The sequence below is a fragment of the Streptacidiphilus sp. EB129 genome (assembly GCF_041262645.1).
In the GTDB taxonomy this organism is placed as follows: domain Bacteria; phylum Actinomycetota; class Actinomycetes; order Streptomycetales; family Streptomycetaceae; genus Streptacidiphilus.
The window spans coordinates 1-17109 of sequence record NZ_JBGCCS010000050.1 but is presented as its reverse complement, the minus strand read 5'-3'; the positions used below and the strand labels follow the sequence as shown (position 1 = coordinate 17109).

General features: G+C 72.8%; 15 protein-coding genes. 13 read left to right on the top strand and 2 right to left on the bottom strand.

Annotation, left to right across the window (positions count from 1 at the left end):
* Positions 1–110: 110 nt before the first annotated feature.
* The 5 genes from ABH925_RS34065 (at position 111) to ABH925_RS34045 (ending at position 5762) form a co-directional block, all read left to right on the top strand.
* On the top strand, positions 111–2381 hold the full coding sequence (locus ABH925_RS34065) for a molybdopterin-dependent oxidoreductase (RefSeq protein ID WP_370154619.1): 2271 nt from the start codon (positions 111–113) through the stop codon (positions 2379–2381).
* Positions 2382–2461: 80 nt separating this feature from the next.
* On the top strand, positions 2462–2947 hold the full coding sequence (locus tag ABH925_RS34060; RefSeq protein ID WP_370154616.1) for a hypothetical protein: 486 nt from the start codon (positions 2462–2464) through the stop codon (positions 2945–2947).
* A gap of 225 nt (positions 2948–3172) precedes the next feature.
* Positions 3173–3445, top strand: a complete 273-nt coding sequence (locus tag ABH925_RS34055) for a hypothetical protein (protein ID WP_370154613.1) — start codon at positions 3173–3175, stop codon at positions 3443–3445.
* A 220-nt stretch (positions 3446–3665) separates the two neighbouring features.
* A complete protein-coding gene (locus ABH925_RS34050; RefSeq protein ID WP_370154610.1) occupies positions 3666–4220 on the top strand; it encodes a hypothetical protein in 555 nt (184 codons plus the stop codon).
* Between the two features lie 129 nt (positions 4221–4349).
* The gene (locus ABH925_RS34045) at positions 4350–5762 is read left to right on the top strand and encodes a glutamate decarboxylase (RefSeq protein ID WP_370154607.1); all 1413 of its coding nucleotides are present in this window, start codon (positions 4350–4352) and stop codon (positions 5760–5762) included.
* 66 nt (positions 5763–5828) lie between these two features.
* On the opposite strand, the gene ABH925_RS34040 is transcribed toward ABH925_RS34045, so the two are convergent.
* Both ABH925_RS34040 and ABH925_RS34035 read right to left on the bottom strand, forming a co-directional pair.
* Positions 5829–6488 (bottom strand): pyridoxal 5'-phosphate synthase, encoded by a 660-nt coding sequence (locus ABH925_RS34040; RefSeq protein ID WP_370154604.1) that lies wholly within the window; start codon positions 6486–6488, stop codon positions 5829–5831.
* Between the two features lie 35 nt (positions 6489–6523).
* Complete coding sequence (locus ABH925_RS34035) at positions 6524–7168, bottom strand: TetR/AcrR family transcriptional regulator (RefSeq protein WP_370154602.1); 645 nt, start codon at positions 7166–7168, stop codon at positions 6524–6526.
* Positions 7169–7299: 131 nt separating this feature from the next.
* Between ABH925_RS34035 and ABH925_RS34030 the strand changes: the two genes are divergently transcribed.
* The 8 genes from ABH925_RS34030 to ABH925_RS33995 all read left to right on the top strand — a co-directional run bounded on the left by ABH925_RS34030 (position 7300) and on the right by ABH925_RS33995 (position 17014).
* The gene (locus ABH925_RS34030; protein ID WP_370154671.1) at positions 7300–8211 is read left to right on the top strand and encodes an ABC transporter permease; all 912 of its coding nucleotides are present in this window, start codon (positions 7300–7302) and stop codon (positions 8209–8211) included.
* The gene (locus tag ABH925_RS34025) at positions 8204–9028 is read left to right on the top strand and encodes an ABC transporter ATP-binding protein (protein WP_370154600.1); all 825 of its coding nucleotides are present in this window, start codon (positions 8204–8206) and stop codon (positions 9026–9028) included. The genes ABH925_RS34030 and ABH925_RS34025 overlap by 8 nt, the downstream gene beginning before the upstream one ends.
* 279 nt (positions 9029–9307) lie before the next feature.
* A complete protein-coding gene (hpnC, locus tag ABH925_RS34020) occupies positions 9308–10288 on the top strand; it encodes a squalene synthase HpnC (RefSeq protein ID WP_370154598.1) in 981 nt (326 codons plus the stop codon).
* An 8-nt stretch (positions 10289–10296) separates the two neighbouring features.
* Positions 10297–11211 (top strand): presqualene diphosphate synthase HpnD, encoded by a 915-nt coding sequence (gene hpnD / locus ABH925_RS34015; RefSeq protein WP_370154595.1) that lies wholly within the window; start codon positions 10297–10299, stop codon positions 11209–11211.
* 112 nt (positions 11212–11323) lie between these two features.
* Complete coding sequence (gene hpnE / locus ABH925_RS34010; protein WP_370154592.1) at positions 11324–12769, top strand: hydroxysqualene dehydroxylase HpnE; 1446 nt, start codon at positions 11324–11326, stop codon at positions 12767–12769.
* Positions 12770–12800: 31 nt separating this feature from the next.
* Positions 12801–13934 (top strand): polyprenyl synthetase family protein, encoded by a 1134-nt coding sequence (locus ABH925_RS34005; protein ID WP_370154589.1) that lies wholly within the window; start codon positions 12801–12803, stop codon positions 13932–13934.
* A gap of 4 nt (positions 13935–13938) precedes the next feature.
* On the top strand, positions 13939–16146 hold the full coding sequence (shc, locus tag ABH925_RS34000; protein ID WP_370154586.1) for a squalene--hopene cyclase: 2208 nt from the start codon (positions 13939–13941) through the stop codon (positions 16144–16146).
* Between the two features lie 73 nt (positions 16147–16219).
* Complete coding sequence (locus ABH925_RS33995) at positions 16220–17014, top strand: 1-hydroxy-2-methyl-2-butenyl 4-diphosphate reductase (RefSeq protein WP_370154584.1); 795 nt, start codon at positions 16220–16222, stop codon at positions 17012–17014.
* Positions 17015–17109 lie beyond the last annotated feature (95 nt).

Below are 17109 nucleotides of genomic sequence, written 5' to 3'. Positions count from 1 at the left end.
CGGGGCCACCATGCCGACCGGCCCGGCCCGGGGCCACCGCGCCGACCGGCGGCGGATCCCCCTCGTGGAGGGGGTGCGGTGGCGCGGGGTGGAGGGCTACGCTCCGGGCCATGACGACGCTACCGATCGGTACTCGGACATGTCCGCTGTGCGAGGCCGCCTGCGGTGTGACCGTGAGCGTCGGGGCCGGGCCCGACGGCGGGCAGCAGATCGCCGTCCGGGGTGACGACGCCGATCCGTTCAGTCGCGGGTACGTCTGCCCGAAGGGCGTCGCCCTCGGGCAGTTGCACGCCGACCCGGACCGGCTGCGGTCGCCGCTGATCCGGCGCGGCGACAGCTGGACCGAGGTGGGCTGGGACGAGGCGCTGGCCGAGGCGGGTTCCCTGCTGGGGCCGCTGATCCGCGCGCACGGGCGGGACAGCGTGGCCGTCTACCTGGGCAACCCCACCGTGCACAACTTCGCCGCCTCGCTCTACACCCGGGTGCTGATCCAGGCCCTCGGCACCGGCTACCGCTTCTCCGCCAGCACCGTCGACCAGATGCCCAAGCAGGTCGCCTCCGGGCTGATGTACGGGACCGACCTCTCCATCGCCATCCCCGACCTGGACCGCACCGACTACCTGCTGGTCCTCGGTGCCAACCCGATGGTCTCCAACGGCAGCCTGCTCACCGCCCCGGACATGCCGGGGCGGCTGCGCGCGCTGCGCCGCCGGGGCGGCCGGCTGGTGGTGGTCGACCCGCGCCGGACCCGTACCGCCGAGATCGCCGACGAGCACCTGGCGATCCGACCGGGCACCGACGCGCTGCTGCTGGCCGGGGTCGCCCACACGCTCTTCGCCGAGGGTCTGGCCGACCCCGCGCAGGCGGCCCCGCATCTGCGCGGCCTCGACGAACTGCGGGACGCCCTTGGCCCGTTCACTCCGGAGGCGGTCGCCGTGGCGACCCGGGTCGACGCCGGCACGGTGCGCCGGCTGGCCCGGGAGCTGGCGGCCGCGCCCAGCGCGGCGGTCTACGGCCGGATCGGGACCACCACCACCGCCTACGGCACGGCGGCCAGTTGGCTCGTCGACGTGGTCAACACCCTGACCGGCAACCTGGACCGCCCCGGTGGTGTGCTCTGGCCCGAGCCCGCGGCGGGATCGCCGACCACCACCGGCGAACCGGGCCGTGGCCGCGGTGTCCGGGTGCCCGGCTCGCGCCGCACCAGGGTGCGGCAACTGCCCAGTGTCTTCGGGGAGTTCCCGGCCGCCGCGCTGGCCGAGGAGATCGACACGCCGGGAGCGGACGGCAGCCGGCTGCGCGGCCTGGTGACCGTCGCCGGCAACCCGGTGCTGTCCACCCCCAACGGCGCCCGCCTCGGCGCCGCGCTGTCCTCGCTGGACGCCATGGTCAGCGTCGACCCGTACCTCAACGAGACCACCCGGCACGCCCATGTCGTCCTGCCCGGCGCCTCCCCGCTCGCGCGCAGCCACTACGACCTGGTCTTCACCGGCTTCGCGATCCGCAACTACGCCCGCTACTCCGTGCCCACCCTGCCACGCGAGCCGGGCGAGCTGGACGAGTCGGAGGTGCTGCTGCGGCTGTCCTGCGCCGCGCTCGGCGGCGGGATCACCCCGGACGAGCTGGACGACCTCACCGCCGCCGACACCGCTCGCCGGCTGGCCGCCGACCCCTCCTCCCCGGCCTTCGGACGCGACCCGCTGGAACTGCTCGCGGCGGTCGCCCACCGCAGCCGGCAGGAGCGGCTGCTGGACCTGATGCTGCGCGGCGGCCCCTACGGCGACGGCTTCGGCGCCGACCCGGAGGGCCTGAGCCTGGCCGTCCTGGAGGCCAACCCGCACGGTCTGGATCTCGGTCCGCTGCGGCCGAGGCTGCCCGACGTGCTGCGGACGCCCAGCGGCAAGGTCGAACTGGCGCCCCCGCAACTGCTTGCCGAGGCCCGTCGGCTGGCCGACCAGCTGGCCGAGCTGACCGCCGCGCCGGACGGCGGACTGCTGCTGGTGGGACGGCGCCACCTGCGGTCCAACAACTCCTGGATGCATAACGTGCCGCTGCTGGCGGGAGGTAGCAACCGCTGCACGCTGCAGCTGAACCCGAAGGACGCCGACCGGCTCGGCGTCGTGAACGGGCAGCGGGTGACCGTGAGTTCCAGGGTCGGCGCAGTGGAGGCCGATGCCGAGGTCAGCGAGGAGCTGATGCCCGGCGTGGTCAGCCTGCCGCACGGCTGGGGCCACGACGACCCGGCCACCCGCTCGGCGCTGGCCTCCCGCGCACCGGGCGTGAACAGCAACCTGCTCACCGACGAGGCCGCGCTCGATCCGCTGTCGGGTACCGCCGTGCTCAACGGCATCCCGGTGGAGGTGCGTCCGACCGACGGCTGAGGAGGCCGGTCGGGCCCGGCCGGAAGGATCCCGGCGCGGGTCGGGTTCCGCCGGCCCTGCGGCGGGCCCATGCTGGGGGGATGGTGGGAGAACTGCGTCCGCAGACCATCCGGGAGGCGATGCAGCTGCCCGGCCCCGACTACGCCCTCTTCCTCGCGGTGCACGAGGTGGGCCACCTCGTCGCGGGGATCGCCACCGGCGACCGCCGGGCCGACGACTGCGCAGTGTCCCTCGGCCCGGCCACGGCCGCCTATCCGGCGCTGACCTGGGAGACCCCGGCGGTGCTGCTCACCAGCCTGCACGGTGGCCTGCTGGCGCAGGTGCGCTGGCTGCACCGGCAGGAGCTGTGGACGCCGCGCCGGGCGCGCGCGGTCAAGGACGGCGCGGCGCACGACCGGGAGGCGATCCGGGCGGTCGGGCTGCACTGGCGCGAGTCGGCGAAGGCCCGGGAGCGGGCGCAGGTGCTGCTGGCGGAGCACTGGCCCGGGCTGCTCGCGGCCGCCACGCGGCTGGTGACGGCGGATCGGATCACCGTGGCCGAGGTCAGGGCGGTGCTGGAGGGCTGAGACCGGCGCAGCCCGGAGCGAAACAGGGTGAACTGCTCAACCGTGCGCCCCTGCTGGGGCTCCCGCGCCCCGGGAAAGGGGCGTTTACTGAGGGAAGTCCGGGGCCTGCCCGCCCGGGTGTTGACGACGGGTAGTAGCGTGTCCTTTTGGAGGACAGTTGCACGCCGCCCAGACCAGGCGGCTAGTCTTCGCTCCACGGCCCTGGTGCCTTCCAAGGGGTGGGATATGAATCAAACGCAGCACGTGCGTAGCAGGCCGCGGGTTCCCGCGGTCCAGTGCGGCACGGGTGCGGCGAGCCGACGGCTCGACCGCCACCTCGCCGTGCTCGGCGCACCTGCTCTCCCGCAGGTGGACGTGGCGGAAGCAGTCGGCCTCATAAGGGAACTGACGCCCCGTGGGGTCGGCTCACCAGCGGCACGCCCCAACCGGGGCGCCCGGATGGTGCTGCTTGCGCCGCTTCGGCGGCTCACCCGCTCGCTTTTCGGCGGTCGCAAGTAGATCGCGGACGACCTGGCCGTACCCCAAGGGTGCGGCCAGGTTCGGCATGCCCGCAAGTGCTCACCGCGCGCGCCCGTCGCTGCAACCGGTGCCGTGTGCGGCAGTGCGGGCGGTCCCCGGAACGGAGTAACGCACCGGGCGGGCCCGGTGGTGCGGCCATACGTTCGGGATGGACCCGCCCGCACGCCGGGCCACTCCGCCTTGAGAGGGCGTCATCCAGATGAGCACTCCCCGCCGCTCCGCGGCCGCGCTGTCCGTCGGGCTCGCCGCGCTGGTCCTGGCGGCCACCCCGGCCTGCTCCAGCAGCACCAGCAGCAAGGTCGGCAGCGTTGTCAGCGGCGGGGCCGGGGCGGCCGTTTCGTCCGCGAAGGCGCTGGCCTCCGGCGCGGCCGCGAGCGCCGCGGCGGCGGCGTCCTCACTGCAGGCCAACGCCTCGGCCCTGGTCTCGTCGGCGAAGGCGGACATCGGTGCGGCGGCCTCGTCGGCCGCGGCGAAGGCGGGTGCCGGCTCGGCCGCGCCGGCGACCACCTCGGCCACCGTCGGCGCGTTCTGCACCCCCGCGGGGGCGCAGGGCGAGACCGGCAAGGGCCTGGCCGTCACCTGCGCGGCCGACAGCAGCGGCAAGGACCGGTGGACCTCGGCGGCGGTGGCCGGCAAGGGCGCCATCGCGGGCGCCTTCTGCGCCACCGCCGGCGCCACCGCGATCGGCGCCAACAACACCGCCCTGGTCTGCAAGGCGGGTTCGGACGGCAGGGACCGCTGGACCAGGCAGTGACCACGATCTGACGCCACGTCGGCCCCAAGTCACGTTGTGCGGGGGACTTCTGCGGACATAGCGCCAGTGAGAGCGGTGGTCCTTGGCAGGATGGTGCCAGGACGCCGACGTCGAGGAAGGGCAAAACCCATGCCACTGCACCCGGGCCAGAACCATGACAAGAACAAGAAGGTGCTGGCGGTCAACCCGTTCCTGGGCGCGGCCAACCCCGTTCCGGGGATGGCCGCCGACCTGCCCAGGCACCGGCTTCCGGACGGGCCGATGCTCGCCGACACCGCTTACCAGCTGATCCACGACGAGCTGATGCTCGACGGCAACGCTCGGCTCAACCTGGCCACCTTCGTGACCACCTGGATGGAACCCCAGGCCACGCAGCTGATGGCCGAGTGCGTGGACAAGAACATGATCGACAAGGACGAGTACCCGCAGACCGCCGAGCTGGAGCGGCGCTGCGTCGCGGTCCTCGCCGACCTGTGGCACGCCCCGGACCCGGAGCACGCCATCGGCTGTTCCACCACCGGCTCCAGCGAGGCCTGCATGCTGGCCGGGATGGCGCTGAAGCGCCGCTGGATGCGCCGCAACCCGGAGCGCTACGCGGCCGGCCACCGTCCCAACCTGGTGATGGGAGACAACGTCCAGGTCTGCTGGGAGAAGTTCTGCAACTTCTGGGAGGTGGAGGCCCGTACCGTCCCGATGGAGGGCGAGCGCTACCACCTGGACGCGGAGACCGCGGTGGCCCGGTGCGACCAGGACACCATCGGGGTGGTGGCGATCCTCGGTTCCACCTTCGACGGTTCCTACGAGCCGGTGGCGGAGATCTGCGCGGGCCTGGACGAGCTGCAGGAGCGCACCGGCCTGGACATTCCGGTGCACGTCGACGGCGCGTCCGGCGCCATGATCGCACCCTTCCTGGACGAGGACCTGGAGTGGGACTTCCGTCAGCCCCGGGTCGCCTCCATCAACACCTCCGGGCACAAGTTCGGGCTGGTCTACCCCGGCGTGGGCTGGGCGCTGTGGCGGGACCGCGAGGCGCTGCCGGAGGAGCTGGTGTTCCGGGTCAACTACCTGGGCGGTGACATGCCGACCTTCGCGCTCAACTTCTCCCGCCCCGGCGCGGAGGTGGTGGCGCAGTACTACACCTTCCTGCGGCTGGGCCGGGACGGCTTCCGCGCGGTGCAGCAGGCCAGCCGGGACGTGGCGGTGTCGCTGTCCGCCCGGATCGCCGCGATGGGCCCGTTCCGGCTGCTCAGCCGGGGCGACGAGCTTCCGGTCTTCGCCTTCACCACCAAGGACGAGGTCACCGCGTTCGACGTCTTCGACGTGTCGCGGAGGCTGCGGGAGCGCGGCTGGCTGGTCCCGGCCTACACCTTCCCGGAGAACCGCACCGACCTCGCGGCGGCGCGGATCGTCTGCCGCAACGGCTTCTCGGCGGACCTCGCCGACCTGCTGATCTCCGACATCGCCCGGCTGCTCCCGGAGCTGGAGGCCCAGCCGGGCCCGCTGCACCGTCGGGACGAGGCGCCCTCGGCCTTCCACCACTGAGGAGCGTTCCTCGGGGAGCGTTCGAGGTTCGGGCGTTCAGGGCCGTGCTGTTCAGGGCCGTGCCGTTCAGGGCCACAGCAGGGTGCGGGTCCAGGCGGTCGGGGTGCGCCGGTAGAGCAGCCGGGTGTGGCCCCGGCCGGGGTCGCCCTGCCAGAACTCGACGGACTCCGGCCGCAGGGTGAACAGCGCGTGCTCGGGGTCGACCAGCTCCGGCTCCTCGGCGATCCGGGCCTCGGCCGCGGCGAAGGCCGCCGGCAGCAGGGCCCGGTCGGCCAGCGGTTCGCTCTGGTGCCCCATCAGCGAGGCGGCCCGGGAGGCCGGTGGCCGGGCCAGGAAGTCGACGGCGGCCGTCGCCGCGTCCTCACGACGCACCGGGCCGCGCAGCCGGATCTGCCGGCCCTGCTCGCGCCAGTGGAAGCCGAGTGCGCCCTGCGGCTGTGCGGCGAGCTGCAGGGCCTTGGCGCTGTGGGCGCCGGTGGCGAAGGTCCAGCCGCCCTCCCCGGCGTCCCGCAGGGCGACCACGCGCAGGTCCGGGCAGCCCTCGGGGTCGACCGTGGCCAGCGTCATCGCGTGCGGTTCGCGCACCCCGGTGGCGACCGCCTCGGCCAGCCAGGCCAGGAACAGCGCGAAGGGCTCGGCCGGGGCGGCAGCGGAGTCGAAGCCGGGGAACTCCCCGCGCAGCATGGGCAGGCCGAGGATCAGCCGGGGTACGGGGGACGTCGGCATCGCTGCTCCCTCCCGGAGGGCTCGGGATAGTCGAATCAGGCGGGACGGCCGCAGCTCGCGGTCAGCGCCGCGGCCGTGGCTCCGGCGAGCCGGTCGAGGTAGTCGCGCGACAGCGGGGTGCGGACCACCGCGAGGCGCCAGTAGAGGGGTCCGGCGATCAGGTCGAGGGCGAGGTCGTGATCCACGTCGGCCGGCAGCTCGCCGCGCTCGACGGCCTTGCGTACCAGCGCGGCGCTGCTGTCCCGCTGGGCCTCGCGCAGCGCGGTGGCCAGCGTCTCGGCGATCTCGGGGTTGCGGGCGGCCTCGGCGAGCAGGTCGGGGACGATCTGGGCGGCCAGCGGATGGCGCAGCACCCGGGCCACGACATGGACGAACATCCGCAGGTCGTTCTGGAGCGACCCGGTGTCCGGGAGTGCCAGGCCCAGCGAGGCGACCTCGGAGACCACGTCGATGACCATGGGGAGCTTGGAGCGCCAGCGCCGGTAGACGGCGGTCTTGCCGACACCGGCCCGGCGGGCCACCGCCTCGATGGACAGCCGGCCGTAGCCGGTGGCGGCGAGCTCCTCGAAGACCGCCGCGCGAATGGCGTCCGTCACGTCGTCGCGCAGCACCGCTGCCCCCGCGGGGGCGCGTTTCAGCGTCTTCAGCGCCTCGGCCTGCTTGGGATCCCCGGTCAGCATGCCAGCAGTGTAGCGTCACGACGAAACGGTTGCGTTCTCACGTCAGACCCCTTAGTTTTCATTCACCACGTCGAGACGATACCGTTCCGGCGTGACGGTCGGGGCGAAAGCTTGGGAGTAGCGTGTCCACGGTGTACGAGCAGCGGACGGCAGGTGCCGTCGGACTGGGCTCCGATGAGGGGCTGAGTCCCGCCGAACTGGCGGCGAAGTACGGATTGACGGTCAGTGGCGCACGGCCGGGGCTGGTCGAGTACACCCACCTCTTGTGGGGGCGGCGGCACTTCATCGTGTCGTATGCCACGGCTCGCCTCACTGCCATGTACACGGCGGCGAAGCTGGGGCAGATCTGGCAGGTGATGACGCCGCTGCTGAACGCCGCCGTCTTCTACCTGATCTTCGGGCTGCTGCTGGGTACCAACCGCGGCATCCCCAACTTCATCGCCTATCTGTGCACCGGTGTGTTCGTGTTCCAGTTCACCCAGTCCGCGGTGCTGGCAGGAACCCGGTCGATCGCGGACAACCTGGGGCTGATCCGCGCGCTGCACTTCCCGCGTGCCTGCCTGCCGATCGCCTTCACGGTGATCCAGCTGCAGCAGTTGCTGTTCTCCATGGGCGTGCTCGGCGTGATCGTGCTGATCACCGGTGAGCCGCTGACGCTGCGCTGGCTGCTGATCATCCCGACCCTGCTGCTGCAGTCGGTCTTCAACTCCGGACTGGCCCTGTTCATGGCCCGGATCGGCGCGAAGACCACCGACATGGCCCAGCTGATGCCGTTCATCATCCGGACCTGGATGTACCTGTCGGGCGTGTTCTGGAGCGTCAGCACCTTCTCGGCCAAGGCGCCGCACTGGGTCGGCATCCTGCTGCAGCTCAACCCGGCCCTGATCTTCAACGACCTGATGCGCTTCTCTCTGATGACCTCGGTCCATGCCAGTGCTCTGCCCCAGCACGTGTGGCTGATCACCGCCTTCTGGGCCGGGCTGGTCGGCCTGGGCGGGTACGTGTTCTTCTGGAGGGACGAGGAGGAGTACGGCCGTGGCTGAAACTGTGACAAGCGATGCGAACGTGGCGACCGAGCCGGAGGCCGCGCCTTCGGGCCGGGTGCCGACCGTGATCGTCGACGACGTGCACATCATCTACAAGGTGTACGGGGCGGGTGCGGGCAAGGGGTCGGCGACCTCGGCGCTGTCCCGCATCGTGCGGCGCAAGGCGTCCCCGGTGCTCTCCGAGGTGCACGCGGTCAAGGGCATCACCTTCACCGCCTACAAGGGCGAGGCGGTCGGTCTGATCGGCTCCAACGGCTCGGGCAAGTCCACCACGCTCTCCGCGGTGGCGGGTCTGCTGCCGACGGCGTCCGGCGCGATCTACACCGACGGGCAGCCCTCGCTGCTGGGTGTCGGCGCGGCGATGATGAACGACCTGACCGGTGAGCGCAACGTGGTGCTGGGCTGCCTGGCGATGGGCATGTCCAAGGAGGAGGTGCGGGAGAAGTACCAGGACATCGTGGACTTCTCCGGGATCAACGAGCGCGGGGACTTCATCTCGCTGCCGATGCGCACCTACTCCTCCGGTATGGCGGCTCGGCTGCGGTTCTCCATCGCCGCCGCCAAGACCCATGACGTGCTGCTCATCGACGAGGCCCTGGCCACCGGTGACGTGGCGTTCCAGCGCCGCAGCGAGAAGCGGATCAAGGAGTTGCGGGCCTCCGCCGGAACGGTCTTCCTGGTCTCGCACAACAACAACTCGATCCGGGACACCTGCGACCGGACGATCTGGCTGGAAGCCGGTCTGATCCGCGCCGACGGGCCCACCGACGAGATCATCAAGGAGTACGAGGACTACATGAAGAACCGCAAGTAGTCCGCGGCGCCGACAGTCCGGCAGCTCGTGCCGCCCCGGCGTCGGATTCCGGACCGGATCTGACGCGGACCTGACGTTCTGACATCCCGCCGCCGCCACCCCGGCGGCGGTTTGTCACAGCCGCCCCCTAAGCTATGAGCAAGATCCTTGAGATCCCGGCGGGCGGAGGGGCGATCCGAGTGGGAGGCTGACAGGATCGGTGCCGCCGGGGCGGTGGTGCTTGGCGTGTCCGCTGTGGGCAGGTCGTCAAGATCGGTGTAGAACGGGGGGGTGGCGGTCATGACAGTACGTCGGCAGGCTGTGAGCGAGGAAGAGCCCAGCGCCGTACTCGGCAAGGCGGACAAGGAGAACTTCCCTGTCGCCCCGTTCTTCATGCCCCCCGCGATGCGTACCGGGCTGATGGCCGTCTACGGCTTCGCCCGGCTGGTGGACGACGCCGGTGACGGTGACCTGGCCGACCCCGCCGCCACGGCGGAGCTGCTCGGCGCGCCCCCGGCCGCCACCGGCGAGGCTTCCGCCGGCGAGGTGTCCGCCGGCACCGCCGCCGCGGACGAGACCGGCTTCCGGCTCGGACTGCTGGACGCCCTGGAGGCGGATCTCGACCGGGTGTTCGAGACCGTGCTGGGCACCCCCGGCGCGGAGCCTCCGCGGCATCCGCTGATGGCCGCGCTCTGCCCGGTGGTCGACGCCCACGGCCTCACCCCCGAACCCTTCCGCGCGCTGATCGAGGCGAACCGGGTGGACCAGCGGACCGTCCGCTACGCCACCTTCGACGACCTGATGGGCTACTGCGAACTCTCCGCCAACCCGGTCGGCCGGCTGGTGCTGCAGCTCGCCGGGCTGGCCACCCCGGAGCGGCTGCGGCGTTCCGACGCGATCTGCAGCGCCCTGCAGGTCATCGAGCACCTGCAGGACGTCGCCGAGGACCGGGCCCGGGGCCGGATCTACCTGCCGACCGAGGACCTGACCAGGTTCCGGGTCGCCGAGACCGACCTGGACGCCCCGCACGCGGGGCCCGCGCTGCGCGCCCTGGTCGCGTTCGAGGCGCAGCGCGCCCGCAGACTCATGGACGAGGGCGCCCCGCTGGTGGGCACGGTCGGCGGTCGGCTGCGGCTGCTGCTGGCCGGTTTCGCGGCCGGCGGCTACGCGGCCCTCGACGCCGTCGCGGCCGCGGACAACGACGTTCTGGCCGGGGCGCCCAAGCCCCGGAAGGGCCGCCTCCTGCGTGAGGCGGCGTCGACGCTGGTGAGAGGAAGGTGAGTCGGCGAATGGAGGGGTCTCCACAGATCTCCCTGCACGTATCCGCGCAGGCGTCCCCGCAGGCGGTGGCCGCCTACCGCTACTGCGAGGCGGTGACGGGCGCCCAGGCCCGCAACTTCTCCTACGGCATCAGGCTGCTGCCCGAGCCCAAGCGGCGTGCCATGTCCGCGATCTACGCGCTGGCGCGCCGGATCGACGACATCGGCGACGGTGACTGGCCCGAGCCGCGCAAGGCCGAGCACCTGGCCCGGACCAGGGCGCTGCTGGACGAGATCCGCGAGGGCACGGTCGAGCCGGAGGACACCGACCCGGTGAAGGTCGCCCTGGCCGACGCCGCCGCCCGGTTCCCGATCCCGCTGGACGCCTTCGACGAGCTGATCGACGGTGTCGAGATGGACGTCCGCGGCGCGGAGTACGAGACCTTCGAGCAGTTGCGGGTGTACTGCCGCTGTGTGGCCGGCACCGTCGGCCGGCTCTCGCTGGGCGTGTTCGGCTGCACCGACCCCAAGCGCGGGGCCGAGTTCGCCGACACCCTGGGCCTGGGCCTGCAGCTCACCAACATCCTGCGGGACGTCCGCGAGGACGCCGCCAACGGCCGCACCTACCTGCCCGCCGAGGACCTTGCGCGGTTCGGCTGTGAGCAGGGCTTCGCCGCCCGTCCCGCGATCGGCGCGGACTTCACCGGACTGGTGCTGTTCGAGGCCAGGAGGGCGCAGGAGTACTTCGACGAGGGCCTGCTGCTGCTGCCGATGCTGGACCGGCGCAGCCGCGCCTGTGTCGCGGCGATGGCCGGGATCTACCACCGGCTGCTGGAGCGGATCGTGCGCGAGCCCGAGGCGGTGCTGCGCGGACGGGTGTCGCTGCCGGGGTGGGAGAAGGCCTACGTGGCGCTCACGGGGCTGGCCGCCGGACGGGCTTCTTGACCCTTCCCGAGGCTTCGGTGACCCGGGGTGAGGCGTTTGTCGCACTGGGTCGCAGGGGAGCCACACGGAGTGCCGCGCACGGAGTGCGGCCGGGACGACTGAGGAGAGGGCTATGAACGGGCGGACGGCGGTGGTCGTCGGCGGGGGACTCGCGGGGATCACGGCCGCGCTGCGGCTGGCCGACGCCGGCGCGGCGGTCACCCTGGTCGAGGCCCGCCCGAGGCTGGGCGGTCTGGCCTTCTCGTTCCGGCGCGGGGAGCTGTGGGTCGACAACGGCCAGCATGTCTTCCTGCGCTGCTGCACGGCCTACCGCGGGCTGCTGCAGCGGCTCGGGGTGACCGACCAGGTGGAGATCCAGCGCCGGCTCGACGTCCCGGTGCGGGACGTGGTCAGCGGCCGGACCGGGGCGCTGCGGCGGGCGGGCCTGCCGGTGCCGCTGCACCTGGCCATGAGCCTGGCGACGTACCCGCACCTGAGTACCGGCGAACGGCTGGCCACCGGCCGGGCGGCGCTGGCGCTGCGCGGCCTGGACCTGGACGACCCGGCGCTGGACCAGCAGTCCTTCGGCGACTGGCTGCGGGCGCACGGCCAGTCCGAGCGCGCCGTGAACGCGCTCTGGGACCTGGTCGGCGTGGCGACCCTGAACGCCACCGCCGACGAGTCCTCGCTGGCGCTGGCGGCGATGGTCTTCAAGACCGGACTGCTGAGCGACCCGGGCGCCTCCGACATCGGCTTCGCGAAGGTCCCGCTGGGCGTGCTGCACGACGACGCGGCGCGCGCCGCGCTGGAACGCGCCGGGGTGCGCGTGCTGCTGCGCTCCAGGGTCACCGGGGTGGCGGCCACCGCCGCCGGGCTCCCCGGGCAGCATGACGTGCAGGTCGAGGGCGAACGGCTGGACGGCGGGACCGAGTTGATCGAGGCGGCCGACGCCCTGGTGCTCGCGGTCCCGCAGGACGCAGCATACGAACTGCTGCCCCCGGGCAGCATCGAGGAGCCCCAGCGCCTGCTGGAACTGGACTACGCCCCGATCCTCAACATCCATGTCGTCTACGACCGTCAGGTCCTCGACCGCCCGTTCCTCGCCGCGCTCGGTTCCCCGGTGCAGTGGGTCTTCGACCGCACCGGCCACTCCGGAATGCGCGGCCCGGGCCAGTACCTGGCCCTGTCGCAGTCGGCGGCGCAGGCGGAGATCGACCTTCCGGTGGCCGAGCTGAGGAGGCGCTATCTGCCGGAGCTGGAACGGCTGCTGCCCCCCGCCCGGGAGGCCCAGGTGACGGAGTTCTTCGTGACCAGGGAGCGCACCGCGACCTTCGCGCCCGCGCCCGGATCCGCGCGACTGCGCCCGGGCGCGGTCACGCTCACCCCCGGCGTGTACCTCGCCGGGGCGTGGACCGCTACCGGGTGGCCCGCGACCATGGAGGGCGCCGTGCGCAGCGGCAACGCCGCCGCCCGGGCCGCCGAGCAGGCGGCCGCCCCGGCGGCGGTCGCGGCGGCGCTCGCGGCGAGAGCGGCGGCGGAAGCGCCCGAAGCGGGAGCGGCGCCGACGCCGACCCCGTGACCTGACTGACGGACTCACCTACAGGTTGGTTATGACAGCGACAGCAGCCCAGCAAGCGAGTGCGGACCAGATCGGAGAGGGAACAAGCGTGGTCTCGAGCCCAGAAGAGGCGCCCGCGGTGCGACCCGTGGACGTGCCGGCACTGCTCGAACGGGGCAGAAGCCTGTGCACTCCCGTCATGCGGGAGGCCATCAGCCGACTGGCGCCGCCGATGGACCGGGTCTCCGCATACCACTTCGGCTGGACGGACGCCGAGGGGCGGCCGACCGAGGGCGACAGCGGCAAGGCGGTGCGCCCGGCGCTGGCCCTGATCTCGGCCCTCGCCGCGGGGGCGCCGGCCGAGATCGGTATCCCCGGCGGTGTCGCGGTCGAACTGGTGCACAATTTCTCGCTGCTCCACGACGATCTGATGGACGGCGACGAGCAGCGCCGCCACCGTGCCACGGTGTGGACGGTCTTCGGCCCGGCCCAGGCCATCCTGGTCGGCGACGCCATGTTCGCGCTCGCCAACGAGGTGCTGCTGGAGGCCGCGGACAAGGGCGGCGCCAGCGCCGTGGACGCCGGCCGGGCGGTGCAGCGACTCACCCTGGCCACCCGCAAGCTGATCGACGGTCAGGCCCAGGACCTGGCCTTCGAGCAGCGCGACCGGGTCACCGTCGCCGAGTGCCTGGAGATGGAGGGCAACAAGACCGGCGCCCTGCTGGCCGCCTCCGCCTCCGTGGGCGCGGTGCTGGCCGGCATGGACGACGCCGGCGCCGACGCGCTGGAGCGCTACGGCTACCACCTCGGCCTGGCCTTCCAAGCGGTGGACGACCTGCTCGGCATCTGGGGCGCCACCGAGGTCACCGGCAAGCCCAACTTCGGTGACCTGCGCCAGCGCAAGAAGTCGCTGCCGGTGTCCGCCGCGCTCGCCGAGGGCGGGCCGGCCTCGCTGCGGCTCGCCGAGCTGCTGGCCGACCCGGAGGGGCGCGGACACGAGGACGAGGAACAACTCGCCGCTCGCGCGGCTTTGATCGAAGAGGCGGGTGGTCGGGCCTGGACCGCCGACGAGGCCCGTCGGCAGCACAAGACCGCGCTCGCGGCGCTGGACGAGGTGCCGATGCCCGCCGGAGTACGGGAGCAGTTCGCCGCACTCGCCGAATTCGTCGTGGTCAGGGAGAGGTGACAGGATGACAGCAACCGCGGACGGCCGGCTCGACCCACAGTACGAAGCAGAGCCGGCCGCGGAGGGCCTCGACGCCGCGAAAGCAGCTGACGACGCGGGGGCGTCGGACAGCGCGTCAGGGGCCGCAGCATCGGAGGACGGGGACAACCCCGCCTCAGCCCACGAGCGGCTGACGCCGGACAACCAGACGCCGGACACCAGGACGCCGGACACCAGGACGCTCGCCGAGCAGACCCTGGCCAAGGCCACCGACCACCTGCTCTCGCTGCAGGACCAGGCCGGCTGGTGGAAGGGCAACCTGGAGACCAACGTCACCATGGACGCCGAGGACCTGCTGCTGCGTCAGTTCCTCGGGATCCGCACCGAGGAGCAGACCGCGGCCACCGCCGACTGGATCCGCTCCCAGCAGCAGCCGGACGGCACCTGGGCCACCTTCTACGGAGGCCCCCCGGAGCTGTCCACCACGGTCGAGGCCTATGTCGCGCTGAAGCTCGCCGGGGACGACCCGGCGGCCCCGCACATGCGCCGCGCCGCCGCCTACGTCCGGGAGCGGGGGGGCATCGCGGCCTGCCGGGTGTTCACCCGGATCTGGCTGGCGCTGTTCGGCTGGTGGCCGTGGGACCGGCTGCCCGAGCTGCCGCCCGAGGTCATCTTCCTGCCGCGCGGCTTCCCGCTGAACATCTACTCGTTCGGCTGCTGGGCCCGGCAGACCATCGTCCCGCTCACCGTGGTGTCCGCGCACCGGCCGGTCCGCGAGGCCCCGTTCGACCTGGACGAGCTGCACGCCGACCCGGCCGACCCGTACCCGAGCGTGCCCTTCGCCGCACCGCACACCTGGGATGGCTTCTTCGAGCGCCTGGACCGGGTGCTGCACCTGTACCACCGGATGCCGGTGAAGTCGGTCCGGCGACTGGCGCTGCAGCAGGCGTCCCGGTGGATCGTGGACCGGCAGGAGGCCGACGGCTGCTGGGGCGGCATCCAGCCGCCGGCGGTGTACTCGCTGATCGCCCTGCACCTGATGGGCTATCCGCTGGACCACCCGGTGATGAAGGCCGGCCTGGCCGCCTTCGACCGCTTCACTGTGCACACCGACGAGGGCCACCGCTGGATCGAGGCCTGCCAGTCGCCGGTCTGGGACACCTGCCTGGCCGTGGTGGCGCTGGCCGACGCCGGCCTGCCCAAGGACCATCCGGCGCTGCTCGCCGCCGCCGACTGGATGCTGGACGAGGAGATCAGCAGCAAGGGCGACTGGTCCGTGCAGCGCCCGGAGCTGCCCGCCGGGGGCTGGGCCTTCGAGTTCGAGAACGACAACTACCCGGACATCGACGACACCGCCGAGGTGGTGCTGGCGCTGCGCCGGGTGAAGCACCCCGAGCCGGGGCGGATCGACGCGGCGGTCGAGCGCGGCATCGGCTGGACCCTGGGCATGCAGTCCAAGAACGGCGCCTGGGCGGCCTTCGACGTCGACAACACCAGCACCCTGCCCAACAAGCTGCCGTTCTGCGACTTCGGCGAGGTGGTCGACCCGCCGTCCGCCGACGTCACCGCGCATGTGGTGGAGATGCTGGCCGCCAACGGCCAGGCCAACGACCCACGGGTGCGCCGGGGGATCGACTGGCTGCTGCGCGAGCAGGAGGAGGACGGCTCCTGGTTCGGGCGCTGGGGCACCAACTACATCTACGGCGTGGGCTCGGTGGTGCCGGCGCTGGTCGCGGCCGGGATCCCGGCCGGGCACGACTCGGTGCGCCGGGCGGTGCGCTGGCTGGAGCAGCATCAGAACGCCGACGGCGGCTGGGGCGAGGACATGCGCTCCTACAGCGACCGCAGCTGGGCCGGGCGGGGCAGCTCCACCGCCTCGCAGACCGCCTGGGCGCTGATGGCGCTGCTCTCCGCGGGGGAGAGCGGAGAGGTCGTCGACCGGGGCGTGCGCTGGCTCGCGGCCACCCAGCTGCCGGAGGGCACCTGGGACGAGCCGGAGTTCACCGGCACCGGCTTCCCGTGGGACTTCTCCATCAACTACAACCTCTACCGGCTGGTCTTCCCGGTCACCGCGCTCGGCCGCTACCTGCACGGAACCCCGGAACTCGGGGGTGGCGTCCTGGTCACCAAGGAGAAGCGGCGCGGCGGCTCCTGGCGTACGGCGGAACTGCCCGCGCCGCCCAGGCTGCTGCCGTCGCTGACCGGACGGCGGCTGTCGGTGAGGTCGCGGTGACGCGATCGCGCACGGTGAAGCAGCCCTCCGCACGGCCGGAGCCCCACAGGGTGGCGGAGGAGGACGTGCTGACATGAGCCCGGAGCCCTCCGGAGCGACAGCGGCGGCGCCGCTGCTGCTCGCCTGCGCGCTGGGCGCCGAAAGGTTTGCCCTGCGCGCGGGTGCCGGGAGTGCCCGGCTGGTGTGCACCGGCATGGGGAAGGACCGTGCCCGGCGCGCCGTCAGCAGCGCGCTGGCGCAGGGGGAGCGCGTGCCCGGCGCGCTCCTCTTCGCGGGCTTCGGCGCTGCGGTGGGGCCGGGAATACGCCCCGGCGACGCCTTCGTTGCGACGGAGGTGCGCGATGCCGAGAGCGGGCCGGCGGTACTCCCGGACACCGCTGCGCTGGTCGCGGCCCTGCGCGGGTCCGGGCTCACCGTGCACACCGGTCCGCTGTTCACCGCCGACCGGGTGGTGCGCGGCGACCGGCGCGCCGAACTGCACGCCGAGGGTGTGCTCGCGGTCGACATGGAGACCTCCGCCGCCCTGCGCGCCCTGCCCGCCGGGATGCCGGCGGCGGCGGTCCGCATCGTGGTCGACACCCCGGAGCAGGAACTGCTGCGTCCGGGCCTGCTGCTGCACGGGTTCCGGGCCTGGCGCGCGCTGCGCGCCGCCGCACCGGTCCTCGCCGCCTGGCAGCCGTCCCCGCCGTCCCAACTCAAGGCGCCACAGTTCACGACGCCGCAGTTCACGACGCCACAGTTCACGACGCCGCAGTTCACGACGACGCAGCCCCTGACATCGCAGCCCATGGCGCCGCCGCCCAGCAGGAACAGCGCAGCAGATCCGCAATCCGCACACCAGGAAGGCACGGTCCCGCCCCATGACTGAGATCTCGCTCGGAATGCCGTCCACGCCGCTCAAGCCGCTCGCCGTGCGGCGGAAGAGCCGTCAGATCATGGTCGGGAGTGTCCCGGTGGGTGGGG

What these genes read in the sequence shown, in the direction of transcription:
- shc (WP_370154586.1), top strand. Translation starts at nt 13,939, where the DNA reads ATGACAGCAACCGCGGACGGCCGGCTCGACCCACAGTACGAAGCAGAG.
- ABH925_RS34055 (WP_370154613.1), top strand. Translation starts at nt 3,173, where the DNA reads ATGAATCAAACGCAGCACGTGCGTAGCAGGCCGCGGGTTCCCGCGGTC.
- ABH925_RS34040 (WP_370154604.1), bottom strand. Translation starts at nt 6,488, where the DNA reads ATGCCGACGTCCCCCGTACCCCGGCTGATCCTCGGCCTGCCCATGCTG.
- ABH925_RS34060 (WP_370154616.1), top strand. Translation starts at nt 2,462, where the DNA reads ATGGTGGGAGAACTGCGTCCGCAGACCATCCGGGAGGCGATGCAGCTG.
- ABH925_RS34045 (WP_370154607.1), top strand. Translation starts at nt 4,350, where the DNA reads ATGCCACTGCACCCGGGCCAGAACCATGACAAGAACAAGAAGGTGCTG.
- hpnC (WP_370154598.1), top strand. Translation starts at nt 9,308, where the DNA reads ATGACAGTACGTCGGCAGGCTGTGAGCGAGGAAGAGCCCAGCGCCGTA.
- ABH925_RS33995 (WP_370154584.1), top strand. Translation starts at nt 16,220, where the DNA reads ATGAGCCCGGAGCCCTCCGGAGCGACAGCGGCGGCGCCGCTGCTGCTC.
- ABH925_RS34050 (WP_370154610.1), top strand. Translation starts at nt 3,666, where the DNA reads ATGAGCACTCCCCGCCGCTCCGCGGCCGCGCTGTCCGTCGGGCTCGCC.
- ABH925_RS34065 (WP_370154619.1), top strand. Translation starts at nt 111, where the DNA reads ATGACGACGCTACCGATCGGTACTCGGACATGTCCGCTGTGCGAGGCC.
- hpnE (WP_370154592.1), top strand. Translation starts at nt 11,324, where the DNA reads ATGAACGGGCGGACGGCGGTGGTCGTCGGCGGGGGACTCGCGGGGATC.
- ABH925_RS34005 (WP_370154589.1), top strand. Translation starts at nt 12,801, where the DNA reads ATGACAGCGACAGCAGCCCAGCAAGCGAGTGCGGACCAGATCGGAGAG.
- hpnD (WP_370154595.1), top strand. Translation starts at nt 10,297, where the DNA reads ATGGAGGGGTCTCCACAGATCTCCCTGCACGTATCCGCGCAGGCGTCC.
- ABH925_RS34035 (WP_370154602.1), bottom strand. Translation starts at nt 7,168, where the DNA reads ATGCTGACCGGGGATCCCAAGCAGGCCGAGGCGCTGAAGACGCTGAAA.